Raw genomic sequence first — 13,064 nt, forward strand, 5'->3', positions numbered from 1 at the left:
GTCCGCAGTTCTACTTCCGGACCACGGACGTGACCGGCATGGTGGCGCTCCCGGAAGGCACCGAGATGGTGATGCCCGGCGATAACGTCGCCATGACCGTGACCCTGATCGCCCCGATCGCCATGGACGAAGGCCTGCGCTTCGCCATCCGCGAGGGCGGCCGCACCGTCGGCGCCGGCGTCGTCGCCAGCATCATCAAGTAAGTCCGTCCGCGAATTCGGCCACTGCCGAAAAATCTTTTTCGGCAGTGGCCTTTTTGCTGGATTGTTGGCGGCAGATTAGTTAAAACCCCCCGCCGCTCCTTAGTGGTGAAGCGATACGGTCGCTACCATATAGGAGCAATCGTCCGGTGGACGGGCGTCGTAGGAGTGTAGCTCAATTGGTAGAGCACCGGTCTCCAAAACCGGGGGTTGGGGGTTCGATCCCCTCCACTCCTGCCATCTTCCGGCAGGAAAGATAAACGGCTAGACGACGAACGAACAGACGACGATCCGGATTTGATGCCGGCGCCTTGATGGCGAAGGCTACACTTAAGCGAGACTGGCGGCATACCCGCGATGGCTAAAAAGAACCCTGCAGAATTCGCTCGCGAAGTCCGGCGCGAGGTGGCCAAGGTTACCTGGCCGACGCGCAAGGAAACGACGATCACCTCAGGCATGGTGTTCGTGATGGTCATCGTCGCGTCCCTCTTCTTCCTGCTCGTGGACCAGGCGCTGGCACTCGGCGTCCGTACGATTCTCGGACTGGGGGTCTGACGCCATGGCGATGCGCTGGTACGTCGTTCACGTTTACTCGGGCTTCGAAAAGAAGGTCGCCCAGGGTATCCGTGAGAAAGCCGCTCAGAAGGGTCTTTCCGAGCTTTTCGAAGAAATCCTGGTGCCGACCGAAGAAGTGGTCGAAGTGCGCCGGGGAGCCAAGGTCAATGCCGAGCGGAAGTTCTTTCCCGGCTACGTCCTGGTCAAGATGGAACTGTCCGACGAGACCTGGAGTCTCGTAAAGAACACTCCGAAGGTGACCGGCTTTCTGGGCGGCGGCGGCAAGCCGCAGCCGATCAGTCAGTCCGAAGCCGAGCGGATCATCTATCAGGTCCAGGAAGGCATCGAGCGGCCCAAGCCGTCGATCACCTTCGAGGTCGGCGAGCAGGTCCGGGTCAACGACGGCCCCTTCACGTCCTTCACCGGCATGGTCGAGGAAGTGGACGAGGAAAAGGCCCGTCTCAAGGTCGCGGTGTCGATCTTCGGGCGCTCCACTCCGGTGGAACTGGAATACGGTCAGGTCGAAAAGATCTGATCAGGGGTTTGGACATTCGTTTGTTCCGACACCAGAGCGGCGAGCCGGTTGGCTCGCCGTCAGCATTGCGCGGGAGGCTCGCCATGGCCGCACCGCGCACCCTGCAAGCCTGACGGGCTTGCGACTTGGTCCTTCACGGACCATTTGAAGAGGTGAGAGATGGCAAAGAAGATTATCGGTTACATCAAGCTTCAGGTGCCGGCCGGCAAGGCCAACCCGTCGCCGCCGATCGGTCCGGCGCTCGGTCAGCGCGGCCTGAACATCATGGAATTCTGCAAGGCGTTCAACGCGCGGACCGCGGACCTGGAGGTCGGCATGCCGATCCCGGTCGTGATCACCGCGTTCGGTGACCGTACCTTCACCTTCGTCACGAAGACCCCACCGGCGACCTACTTCATCAAGAAGGCGGCCGGCATCGCCAAGGGTTCGCAGACGACTGGCAAGGGCTTCATCGGCCAGATCTCGATGGACCAGATCCGCGAGATTGCGAAGACCAAGATGGTCGACCTCAACGCCAACGACGTTGAAGGCGCATCGAGGATGTTGGCGGGCTCTGCCCGTTCCATGGGTCTGGAAGTGGTGGAGTAAAAACCATGGCACGCATCGGCAAGCGCCTCAAGAACGCCTACCAGGGCATCGACCGCGACGGCTTCCTTCCGCTGGAAGAGGGCCTGCGCCTGATCAAGTCCAAGGCGACCGCCAAGTTCGACGAGACGATCGAAGTCGCGATGAACCTGGGCATCGACCCCCGCCACGCCGACCAGATGGTGCGCGGCATGGTCACTCTGCCGAACGGCACCGGCAAGACCGTCCGTGTCGCCGTCTTCGCCCGTGCCAACAAGGCTGACGAAGCCCTGGCAGCCGGTGCCGACATCGTCGGCGCCGACGATCTGGCCGAGAAGATCCAGGCCGGCGAGATCAACTTTGACCGTTGCATCGCCACCCCGGACATGATGGCCGTGGTCGGCAAGCTCGGCAAGATCCTCGGGCCGCGCGGCCTGATGCCGAACCCGAAGCTCGGCACCGTGACCCCGAACGTCACCGAAGCGGTCAAGGCCGCCAAGGGCGGTTCGGTCGAGTTCCGTGCCGAGAAGACCGGTATCGTGCATGCGGGCGTCGGCAAGGCGAGCTTCAGCGATGAAGCCTTGTTGGAGAACATCCGGGCCTTCGTCGGCGCGATCAACCGCGCGAAGCCGACGGGCGCCAAGGGTCAGTACATCGAGAAGATTTCGCTCAGCTCGACCATGGGTCCGGGCGTGAAGCTGGACATCTCGACGGTGTCGACTGCCGCCTCCTCTCAGGCCGGCGCGTAAGGAATATGGCTTAGGTCCGGGCAACCGGACCCTTGCCGTAAGGGCGGTGTCCGCACCGCCCGCCCTGTCCGAGACTGCAGGCGTCGGTTCGCCGACCTAAGATTCGCCTGCATAGACGGGAGTTGCAACCGATTGCCGGCTGGGCACAATCCCGGCCATAAGTGACGGCTTGAACTTCTGGGACAGGTAAACCGGAGCCGATCCCCGGCTGATATGGGGATTGGTTCCAAATGTCTGCACCGGTGTGGGAAGTCCCGTTGGGACAGAACGCACCATTAGCAACGGAGACGATCCGTGGACCGCACTCAAAAAGAAGAGACGGTCGCGGCGTTGCATGCTGCTCTGCAAGAAACCGGTCTCGTCGTCGTCACCCAGCAAAGCGGGATGACGGTTGCCGAGGTCACGGATCTGCGGCGCAAGATGCGCGCGGCGGGCGCCAGCTTCAAAGTGACGAAAAACCGGCTCGCTCGCATCGCCCTCAAGGGCACGCAGTTCGAAGGTCTAGACGGGTTGTTCAAGGGGCCGACCGCGGTCGCCTACTCGAAGGACCCGGTCGCGGCCGCCAAGGTGGCCGCCGACTATGCCAAGGGCAACGACAAGTTCAAGATTGTCGGCGGCTCTCTCGGCACCCAGAACCTCGACGTCGAAGGTGTCAAGGCGCTCGCGTCCTTGCCCTCGCTCGACGAACTGCGTGGCAAGCTCCTGGGCATGATCCAGACCCCCGCGACCCGTATCGCTGGGATCCTTCAAGCTCCGGGCGCCCAGTTGGCCCGCGTTCTCGCGGCTCACGCCGCAAAGGACGATTCGGCTACCGAACAGGGCGAGGCGGCTTAAAGCCACCTCCCGATCTGATAGAAGTTCAAGCACACAACGGAGTTCAAAATGGCTGATCTGGCCAAACTGGTTGACGACCTGTCCGCTCTGACCGTTATCGAAGCCGCCGAGCTGTCGAAGCTGCTGGAAGAGAAGTGGGGCGTCTCCGCCGCCGCTCCCGCCGCCGCCGCTGCTCCGGCCGCCGCCGCTGCCGCTGCTCCGGTCGAAGAGCAGACCGAGTTCAACGTGATCCTGACCGCCGCCGGCGAGAAGAAGATCAACGTGATTAAGGAAGTCCGCGCCATCACCGGCCTGGGCCTGAAGGAAGCCAAGGACCTGGTCGAAGGCGCCCCGAAGCCCGTCAAGGAGGCCGTGTCGAAGGACGAGGCCGCCAAGATCAAAAAGCAGCTTGAAGAAGCGGGTGCGACGGTCGATATTAAGTAAGACCGTCTTGCTGAACGACAGAGTTCATATTCAAGCGCTGGACGGCGGCCTGTTCCTCGAAAGGGGAGCATGCCGTCGAACGGCGTTGTATGCATTTTCTGGCGGAAGCCGTATGGCGCACGGCGTACTCGGTGCGCTATGTGGCGGCGGACATGACAAACTATCCGGTGCGCAACCTTCCGAAGGAAGTTCGGAATGGATGCGGCACCGATTCGCGTCCCTTTGGGACGCACAAATCGGATGAGTCTACGAGGGGCATCCATGGCCAAATCCTTTACGGGACGTAAGCGTGTTCGCAAGAGCTTCGGGAGGATCCCCGAGGTAACCCGCATGCCAAACCTCATCGAGGTGCAGCGGAGCTCCTACGATCACTTCCTTCAGATGGACGTCCCGCCCGAGCGCCGCTCCAACGTTGGCTTGCAGGAGGTGTTCCGGTCCGTTTTCCCGATCAAGGACTTCTCCGACCGCGCCGTGCTCGACTTCGTCCGCTACGAGCTGGAGCAGCCGAAATACGACGTGGAAGAGTGCCAGCAGCGCGGCATGACGTTCGCCGCTCCGCTGAAGGTCACTCTGCGCCTGAGCGTCTTCGATGTCGAAGAGGAAACCGGCCTCCGGTCGATCCGCGACATCAAGGAGCAGGACGTCTACATGGGCGACATGCCTCTGATGACGGCCAACGGCACTTTCGTGATCAACGGCACCGAGCGCGTCATCGTCAGTCAGATGCACCGCAGCCCGGGCGTCTTCTTCGATCACGACAAGGGCAAGACCCACAGCTCCGGCAAGTATCTGTTCGCCGCCCGCGTCATTCCCTATCGCGGATCATGGCTGGACTTCGAATTCGATGCCAAGGACCTTGTGTTCGTCCGCATCGACCGCCGCCGCAAGCTGCCCGCCACCACGCTGCTGTTCGCTCTGGACGGCGCGGAGACGGCTGCCCTGCGCGAAGAGCGCGGACCCCAGGGGCTTCAGCCCTACGAAGCCCAGGGCATGTCGAAGGAAGAGATCCTCAACACCTTCTACGACAGCATCGTCTACGAGCGGGCGGCCAATGGCTGGAAGACGCCGTTCAATCCCGACCGCATGAAGGGCGTCAAGCTCGTCGGCGACCTGATCGATGCCAAGACCGGCAGCGTGATGGCCGAGGCCGGGACGAAGATCACCCCGCGTCTGGCGCGCAAGCTGATCGAGCAGGGCCTCGAGGAGCAGCTCGTCGCGACGGAAGAGCTGGCCGGCCGCTATCTGGCTGCCGACCTGATCAACGAGCAGACCGGCGAAGTGTACCACGAGGCCGGTGACGAACTGGCGCTGACCGATATAGAGAAGCTGGAGAAGAGCGGGGTCACCTCCATCCCCGTGCTGGCGATCGACCACATCAACGTCGGCTCGTATATCCGCAACACGATGGCCGCCGACCGCAACGCGTCCCGCGAAGATGCGCTGATCGACATCTACCGCGTGATGCGTCCGGGCGAGCCGCCGACCCTCGAGTCCGCCGAAGCGCTGTTCAACGGCCTGTTCTTCGACCAGGAGCGTTACGACCTTTCGGCCGTCGGCCGCGTCAAGATGAACGCCCGTCTGGGCTTCAAGACCGACGATCAGGTGCGTGTGCTCCGCAAGGAGGACATCCTCGCCATCCTCAAGGTCTTGGTGGAGCTGAAGGACGGCCGGGGCGAGATCGACGACATCGACCATCTCGGCAACCGCCGCGTCCGGTCGGTCGGCGAGCTGATGGAGAATCAGTATCGTGTCGGCCTGCTCCGCATGGAGCGTGCCATCCGCGAGCGCATGTCGTCGGTCGAGATCGACACGGTGATGCCGCATGATCTGATCAACGCCAAGCCGGCGGCTGCCGCCGTGCGCGAGTTCTTCGGGTCGTCGCAGCTCTCCCAGTTCATGGACCAGACCAACCCGCTTTCGGAAATCACCCACAAGCGGCGTCTCTCGGCTCTCGGGCCGGGCGGTCTGACTCGTGAGCGCGCGGGCTTCGAAGTTCGCGACGTGCACCCGACCCACTACGGCCGCATCTGCCCGATCGAGACGCCGGAAGGCCCGAACATCGGTCTGATCAACTCGCTGGCGACTTATGCCCGCGTCAACCAGTACGGCTTCATCGAAAGCCCGTACCGGAAGGTCGTGGACAGCAAGGTGACGGACGAGGTAGTCTACCTCTCGGCTATGGAGGAAGGCCGCTACACGGTGGCCCAGGCCAATGCCGAGCTGAACGAGGACGGCAGCTTCGTCGAGGATCTGGTGTCCTGCCGCCAGGGCGGCGAATACCTGATGTTCCGTCCGGAAGCGATCAGCCTGATCGACGTCTCGCCGAAGCAGCTTGTGTCGGTCGCCGCTGCTCTGATCCCGTTCCTCGAGAACGACGACGCGAACCGCGCGCTGATGGGCTCCAACATGCAGCGGCAGGCCGTGCCGCTGATCCAGTCGGACGCTCCGCTGGTCGGCACCGGCATGGAAGCGACCGTCGCTCGTGACTCGGGTGTCGCGATCGCGGCCCGCCGTTCCGGCGTGGTCGACCAGATCGACGCGACCCGTATAGTGATCCGCGCCACCGAGGAGACCAATACGGCCGCCCCCGGTGTCGATATCTACAACCTGCTGAAGTTCCAGCGGTCGAACCAGAACACCTGCATCACCCAGCGTCCGCTGGTGCGTGTCGGTGACCGGGTGCAGGCCGGCGACATCATCGCCGACGGTCCGTCCACCCAGTTCGGCGAGTTGGCGCTAGGCCGGAACGTGCTCGTCGCGTTCATGCCCTGGAACGGCTACAACTTCGAAGACTCGATCCTGATTTCCGAGCGGATCGTGAGCGACGACGTCTTCACCTCGATCCACATCGAGGAGTTCGAGGTCATGGCCCGCGATACCAAGCTGGGCCAGGAGGAAATCACCCGCGACATCCCCAACGTCGGCGAAGAGGCTCTGAAGAACCTCGACGAGGCGGGCATCGTCTATATCGGTGCCGAGGTGAAGCCGGGCGACATCCTGGTCGGCAAGGTCACGCCGAAGGGCGAAAGCCCGATGACCCCGGAAGAGAAGCTGCTGCGCGCCATCTTTGGCGAAAAGGCCTCCGACGTGCGCGATACGTCGCTGCGTCTGCCGCCGGGTGTCGCCGGCACCATCGTCGAAGTCCGTGTCTTCTCCCGCCGTGGCGTGGACAAGGACGAGCGCGCGATGGCGATCGAGCGGTCGGAAATCGAGCGTCTTGCCAAGGACCGCGACGACGAGCGCAAGATCCTGGAACGCAGCTTCTTCGGTCGCCTGCGCGAGTTGCTGATCGGCCAGAAGTCGGTCAGCGGTCCTCGCGGCTTCCGCACCGGCGTCGAGATCACCGAAGCCGACCTCTCGCCCCTGACCGGCGGCCAGACCCGCCAGATCAGCGTCGAGAACGAACAGGTGATGGAGACCATCGAGCAGGTCAGCAAGGTGTTCGACGACTCGATCGACGCCCTTCAGGCCCGGTTCGAGAACAAGGTCGAGAAGCTCCAGCGTGGCGACGAGCTGCCGCCGGGCGTGATGAAGATGGTCAAGGTCTTCGTCGCGGTTAAGCGCAAGCTCCAGCCCGGCGACAAGATGGCTGGCCGGCATGGCAACAAGGGCGTGATCTCCAAGATCATCCCCAAGGAAGACATGCCGTTCCTGGAAGACGGCCGTCAGGTCGACATCGTTCTGAACCCGCTGGGCGTGCCGTCGCGCATGAACGTCGGTCAGATCCTGGAGACGCATCTGGGTTGGGCGGCGGCCGGCCTCGGGCGCCAGATCGAACAGATGCTCGCGGCTTATCGTTCGGCGACCAAGAAGGGTGCCGAGGAAAAGGCCGCGACGGCGATCACCGAGTTGAAGGACAAGCTGAAAGCCGTCTACGGCAAGGCCTACGACACCGATGTCGCGGATCTGTCGGAGAAGGAGATGCTCGAGCTTGCCGGTAATCTGCGGATCGGCGTTCCGTTCGCCACTCCCGTCTTCGACGGCGCGCGGGAGGAAGACATCTGTCGCATGCTGGAGATGGCCGGTCTCGACCGGTCGGGCCAGAGCACGCTGATCGACGGACGGACGGGCGAGGCCTTCGACCGGAAGGTGACGGTCGGCTACATCTACATGCTGAAGCTGCACCATCTGGTGGACGACAAGATCCACGCCCGGTCGATCGGCCCGTACAGCTTGGTCACCCAGCAGCCGCTGGGCGGCAAGGCGCAGTTCGGCGGACAGCGGTTCGGTGAGATGGAGGTCTGGGCGCTCGAAGCTTACGGCGCCGCCTACACCTTGCAGGAAATGCTGACCGTGAAGTCGGACGACGTGTCCGGTCGTACCAAGGTCTACGAGGCGATCGTCCGCGGCGACGACAACTTCGAAGCCGGTATTCCGGAGTCGTTCAACGTGCTGGTCAAGGAACTGCGTTCACTCGGCTTGAATGTCGAGCTGAACCAACGGGCCTACTGATCTCTGTAGGTCAGGGCGGTCGCGGCTTCGGCTGCTTCCGCCCATGCCTGCGGGATCCATTCCCGCATGGTTGCTGTTCGCTAAAATAATCCGACGGCGGATGTTCTGATTTCATTCCGTCGCTCTCAGCCGGTCCTTTAGACCGGCCCCGCTCAGGGGAGTGGTTCATGAACGAGTTGATGAATATTTTCGGCCAGGTCCAGGGCCCGCAGAGCTTCGATCAGATTCGCATCTCGATCGCCAGCCCGGAGCGGATCAGGTCCTGGTCGTTCGGCGAAATCAAGAAGCCGGAGACCATCAACTACCGTACCTTTAAACCGGAGCGCGACGGACTGTTCTGCGCCCGGATCTTCGGTCCCATCAAGGATTACGAGTGCTTGTGCGGCAAGTACAAGCGCATGAAGTACCGCGGCATCATCTGCGAGAAATGCGGCGTCGAGGTCACCTTGTCCAAGGTGCGCCGCGAGCGCATGGGCCATATCGAACTGGCTTCGCCCGTTGCTCACATCTGGTTCCTGAAGTCTTTGCCGAGCCGCATCGGTCTGCTGCTCGACATGACGTTGAAGGATCTGGAACGGGTCCTCTATTTCGAAAACTACGTCGTCGTCGAGCCCGGCCTGACGCCGCTGAAGCTGCACCAGCTCCTGGGCGAAGAGGACTACCTCAACGCGCAGGAAGAGTACGGTGACGATGCGTTCGACGCCAAGATCGGCGCCGAGGCCCTCGGTCACATGCTCGCCCAGATCGATCTGGAGCAGGAGCGGATCACCTGCCGCGACGAGCTGCGTGAAACCAACTCGGAAGCCAAGCGCAAGAAGCTGGTCAAGCGGCTGAAGCTGATCGAGGCGTTCCAGGAATCCGGTTCGCGTCCCGAGTGGATGATTCTCAACGTCATTCCGGTCATCCCGCCGGAACTGCGTCCGCTGGTTCCGCTGGACGGCGGCCGCTTCGCGACGTCGGATCTGAACGACCTGTATCGCCGCGTCATCAACCGGAACAACCGTCTAAAGCGGCTGATCGAGCTGAAGGCCCCTGACATCATCGTGCGCAACGAGAAGCGCATGTTGCAGGAAGCCGTGGACGCGTTGTTCGACAACGGCCGTCGCGGCCGCGTCATCACCGGCGCCAACAAGCGTCCGCTGAAGTCGCTGTCCGACATGCTGAAGGGCAAGCAGGGCCGGTTCCGTCAGAACCTGCTCGGCAAGCGCGTCGACTACTCCGGCCGTTCGGTCATCGTGGTCGGTCCGGAACTCAAGCTGCACCAGTGCGGCTTGCCCAAGAAGATGGCGCTTGAGCTGTTCAAGCCCTTCATCTACGCCAAATTAGAGCTGTACGGCATGGCTTCGACCATCAAGGCGGCGAAGCGCATGGTGGAGAAGGAGCGGCCGGAAGTCTGGGACATCCTGGAAGAGGTCATTCGCGAGCATCCGGTGCTGCTGAACCGCGCGCCGACCCTGCACCGATTGGGCATCCAGGCGTTCGAGCCGACGCTGATCGAAGGCAAGGCGATCCAGCTTCACCCGCTGGTCTGCACGGCCTTCAACGCCGACTTCGACGGCGACCAGATGGCGGTCCACGTGCCGCTGTCGCTGGAAGCCCAGCTCGAAGCGCGCGTCCTGATGATGTCGACCAACAACATCCTGTCGCCCGCCAACGGCAAGCCGATCATCGTCCCCAGCCAGGACATCGTCCTGGGCCTGTACTACATCACGATGGACCGGCCCGGCGAAAAGGGCGAGGGCATGGCTTTCGCCAATATCGGCGAGATCCAGCAGGCGCTCGACAGCAAGGCGGTGAGCCTGCACGCACGCGTCAAGGCGCGGTACAAGACGATCGATGATGAGGGTAACCCTATCACCGTTCGCCTGGAAACCACGCCGGGCCGCATGCTGCTGTCCGAGATCCTGCCGCGCAACAAGATGGTGCCGTTCTCGGTCATCAACCGCGTGCTGACCAAGAAGGAGATCACCAACGTCATCGATCTGGTCTACCGTCACTGCGGCCAGAAAGAGACGGTGATTTTCGCCGACCGCCTGATGAAGCTGGGCTTCGGCCACGCCTGCCGCGCCGGCATCTCGTTCGGCAAGGACGACATGGTGATTCCGCCAGAGAAAGCAGCTTTGGTCGCCGACGCCCAGGAGCGGGTCAAGGAATACGAGCAGCAGTATCTGGACGGCCTGATCACACAGGGCGAGAAGTACAACAAGGTCGTCGACGTCTGGTCGGACACCACCGAAAAGGTGGCGAACGCGATGATGGACGTGATCAAGAAGGATCGTCCGGGGCAGGGCATCAACTCGGTCTACATGATGGCGCACTCCGGCGCCCGTGGTTCGGCGGCTCAGATCAAGCAGCTCGCCGGCATGCGCGGCCTGATGGCCAAGCCGTCGGGTGAGATCATCGAGACGCCGATCATCTCGAACTTCAAGGAAGGCCTGACCGTGCTGGAGTACTTCAACTCCACCCACGGCGCCCGTAAGGGTCTGGCCGACACCGCCTTGAAGACGGCGAACTCGGGTTACCTGACGCGTCGTCTGGTGGACGTGGCGCAGGACGCGATCATCGTCGAAGTCGATTGCGGCACCACCGACGGCATCACCGTCAAGGCCGTGATCGACGGCGGCGAAGTGATCTCGCCCCTGTCGGAGCGCATCCTCGGCCGTACCTCGGCGATCGATCTGAAGAACCCGCTGACCGGTGAAGTGGTCGTCGGCGCCGGCGAGTTGATCGACGAGGCGCTGGTGGACAAGGTCGAGCAGGCCGGCATCGACTCGGTGCTGATCCGTTCGATCCTGACCTGCCATACCCGCGACGGAGTCTGCGCCAAGTGCTACGGCCGCGATCTGGCCCGTGGCACGCTGGTCAACGTTGGCGAGGCCGTCGGCGTCATCGCCGCACAGTCGATCGGCGAGCCGGGCACGCAGCTCACGATGCGTACCTTCCACATCGGCGGCGCCGCCCAGCGTGGTGCCGAGCAGTCCTCTGTCGAGGCGGCGTTCGATGCGACCTTGCAGATCAAGAACCGCAACGTCGTCATGAACTCCGAGGGCGTGCCCGTCGTGATGGGCCGTAACTGCGAGTTGGTGCTGGTCGACGATCAGGGCCGCGAGAAGGCGCGTCACCGTATTCCCTACGGTGCCAAGCTGCTGGCGGGCGAGAACGAGAAGGTCGTGCGCGGTCACAAGCTGGCCGAGTGGGACCCGTACACCCTGCCGATCATCACCGAGCGCGAAGGTGTCGCCGCCTATGTCGATCTGATCGAGGGCGTCTCCGTCCGCGAAGTGATGGACGAGGCGACCGGCATCTCGAGCAAGGTCGTGGTCGATTGGCGGCAGCAGCCGCGCGGTGCCGACCTCAAGCCGCGCATTACCCTGCGCGACGAGAAGGGCGATATCGTCAAGCTGCCCAACGGTGTCGAAGCGCGTTACTACCTGTCGGTCGACGCCATCCTGTCGATCGAGAACGGCGCCCGCGTCCGGGCGGGCGACACGCTGGCTCGTATCCCGCGTGAAGGCTCCAAGACGCGTGACATCACCGGTGGTCTGCCGCGCGTCGCCGAGCTGTTCGAAGCCCGCCGTCCCAAGGACTTCGCGATCATCTCGGAAACCGACGGCCGGGTCGAGTTCGGCAAGGACTACAAGACGAAGCGTCGGATCGTCGTCGTCCCGAATGACGAGAGCGAGCAGCCCAAGGAATACCTGATCCCCAAGGGCAAGCACATCTCGGTTCAGGAAGGCGACTACGTCCAGCGTGGCGACCTGCTGATGGACGGTAACCCCGTGCCGCACGACATCCTGGCTGTTATGGGTGTGGAGGCGCTGGCCGCCTACCTCACTAATGAGATCCAGGAGGTCTATCGGTTGCAGGGCGTGAAGATCAACGACAAGCACATCGAGGTGATTGTTCGCCAGATGCTGCAAAAGGTCGAGATCGAGGACGCCGGCGACACCACCTTCCTGGTAGGCGAGCAGGTCGACCGTCAGGAGTTCGACATCGAGAATGAGAAGGTCATCGCGGAAGCGGGTGCCGATGGCGTCCAGCTCCGTGCGGCGAAGGCGCGGCCTGTCCTCCAGGGCATCACCAAGGCTTCGTTGCAGACCAAGTCGTTCATCTCCGCCGCGTCGTTCCAGGAAACGACCCGCGTGCTGACCGAGGCAGCAGTCTCGGGCCGCGTGGACAACCTGGATGGCCTGAAGGAGAACGTGATCGTCGGCCGCCTGATCCCCGCCGGTACGGGGTCGGTCGTCAACCGCCTGAAGCAGATCGCCGCCGAGCGCGACCGGGAAACCACCCATGTCGAACACGACGGCAGCGAAAGCGTCATGCCGGGCCTGCCGGAACACCGGCCCAACGTGGCGTAAGCTGCGGGTGTGATGTTGTGAAATGGAAAAGGCCGCTCCGGGAAACCGGGGCGGCCTTCTTCTACCGTTTTTTTCGCAGTATCAACTGAATGCCGGACACAAAGGCTTCGGGACCGATGACTACGACTTCTATCCTATCGTGATCTATGGTTCCGACATTGTAATCGGTTAGGTTGCGCAGCTGATGGGCACGGTTGAGTAATCTGCCGTTCTCAGTGTCCATGCGTCCCGTCTGCACGATATGCTTGCCGAACAAGCCGATCACCGTACTGTGCGATTTGACAGTTTCCGGCAACTCTCCAAAATGAGCGAGTGCCGCCCTTGCCGCATGGAAGCTAGCATAGTAGGCACGGTTCGTTGCGCCCTCGAGATCCCCTGTAGGAGCAATGTC

General features: G+C 62.7%; 10 protein-coding genes and 1 tRNA gene. 10 read left to right on the top strand and 1 reads right to left on the bottom strand.

What is annotated here, in order from left to right; genetic code table 11:
* The 10 genes from N826_RS25890 to rpoC form a co-directional block, all read left to right on the top strand.
* The coding region (locus N826_RS25890) for an EF-Tu C-terminal domain-related protein (RefSeq protein ID WP_044433519.1) at positions 1-203 on the top strand (203 nt) is incomplete at its 5' end.
* A 161-nt stretch (positions 204-364) separates the two neighbouring features.
* Positions 365-440: transfer RNA gene (locus tag N826_RS25895), tRNA-Trp, on the top strand.
* A 117-nt stretch (positions 441-557) separates the two neighbouring features.
* A complete protein-coding gene (gene secE / locus N826_RS25900) occupies positions 558-755 on the top strand; it encodes a preprotein translocase subunit SecE (protein WP_044433520.1) in 198 nt (65 codons plus the stop codon).
* A gap of 4 nt (positions 756-759) precedes the next feature.
* Positions 760-1,290 carry a transcription termination/antitermination protein NusG gene (nusG, locus tag N826_RS25905; protein ID WP_044433521.1) on the top strand — a complete coding sequence of 177 codons (531 nt, stop codon included), beginning with the start codon at positions 760-762 and terminating at the stop codon, positions 1,288-1,290.
* Positions 1,291-1,449: 159 nt separating this feature from the next.
* The gene (gene rplK / locus N826_RS25910; protein WP_044433523.1) at positions 1,450-1,878 is read left to right on the top strand and encodes a 50S ribosomal protein L11; all 429 of its coding nucleotides are present in this window, start codon (positions 1,450-1,452) and stop codon (positions 1,876-1,878) included.
* 5 nt (positions 1,879-1,883) lie between these two features.
* The gene (gene rplA, locus N826_RS25915) at positions 1,884-2,603 is read left to right on the top strand and encodes a 50S ribosomal protein L1 (RefSeq protein WP_044433524.1); all 720 of its coding nucleotides are present in this window, start codon (positions 1,884-1,886) and stop codon (positions 2,601-2,603) included.
* Positions 2,604-2,897: 294 nt separating this feature from the next.
* On the top strand, positions 2,898-3,437 hold the full coding sequence (gene rplJ, locus N826_RS25920; RefSeq protein ID WP_044433525.1) for a 50S ribosomal protein L10: 540 nt from the start codon (positions 2,898-2,900) through the stop codon (positions 3,435-3,437).
* 48 nt (positions 3,438-3,485) lie between these two features.
* The gene (gene rplL / locus N826_RS25925) at positions 3,486-3,860 is read left to right on the top strand and encodes a 50S ribosomal protein L7/L12 (RefSeq protein WP_044433527.1); all 375 of its coding nucleotides are present in this window, start codon (positions 3,486-3,488) and stop codon (positions 3,858-3,860) included.
* Between the two features lie 261 nt (positions 3,861-4,121).
* Positions 4,122-8,312: a DNA-directed RNA polymerase subunit beta gene (rpoB, locus tag N826_RS25930; RefSeq protein WP_044433529.1), complete on the top strand. Its 4,191-nt coding sequence runs from the start codon at positions 4,122-4,124 to the stop codon at positions 8,310-8,312.
* Between the two features lie 167 nt (positions 8,313-8,479).
* The gene (gene rpoC, locus N826_RS25935; protein ID WP_044433530.1) at positions 8,480-12,673 is read left to right on the top strand and encodes a DNA-directed RNA polymerase subunit beta'; all 4,194 of its coding nucleotides are present in this window, start codon (positions 8,480-8,482) and stop codon (positions 12,671-12,673) included.
* Between the two features lie 61 nt (positions 12,674-12,734).
* On the opposite strand, the gene N826_RS46010 is transcribed toward rpoC, so the two are convergent.
* The gene (locus N826_RS46010; protein WP_084721196.1) at positions 12,735-13,061 is read right to left on the bottom strand and encodes a HEPN domain-containing protein; all 327 of its coding nucleotides are present in this window, start codon (positions 13,059-13,061) and stop codon (positions 12,735-12,737) included.
* Positions 13,062-13,064 lie beyond the last annotated feature (3 nt).

This window comes from Skermanella aerolata KACC 11604 (genome assembly GCF_000936425.1).
GTDB classification, from domain to species: Bacteria; Pseudomonadota; Alphaproteobacteria; order Azospirillales; family Azospirillaceae; genus Skermanella; species Skermanella aerolata.

Coding starts and splice junctions, on each gene's coding strand:
- rpoC (WP_044433530.1), top strand. CDS start 8,480: ATGAACGAGTTGATGAATATTTTCGGCCAGGTCCAGGGCCCGCAGAGC.
- nusG (WP_044433521.1), top strand. CDS start 760: ATGGCGATGCGCTGGTACGTCGTTCACGTTTACTCGGGCTTCGAAAAG.
- rplL (WP_044433527.1), top strand. CDS start 3,486: ATGGCTGATCTGGCCAAACTGGTTGACGACCTGTCCGCTCTGACCGTT.
- rpoB (WP_044433529.1), top strand. CDS start 4,122: ATGGCCAAATCCTTTACGGGACGTAAGCGTGTTCGCAAGAGCTTCGGG.
- rplA (WP_044433524.1), top strand. CDS start 1,884: ATGGCACGCATCGGCAAGCGCCTCAAGAACGCCTACCAGGGCATCGAC.
- secE (WP_044433520.1), top strand. CDS start 558: ATGGCTAAAAAGAACCCTGCAGAATTCGCTCGCGAAGTCCGGCGCGAG.
- rplK (WP_044433523.1), top strand. CDS start 1,450: ATGGCAAAGAAGATTATCGGTTACATCAAGCTTCAGGTGCCGGCCGGC.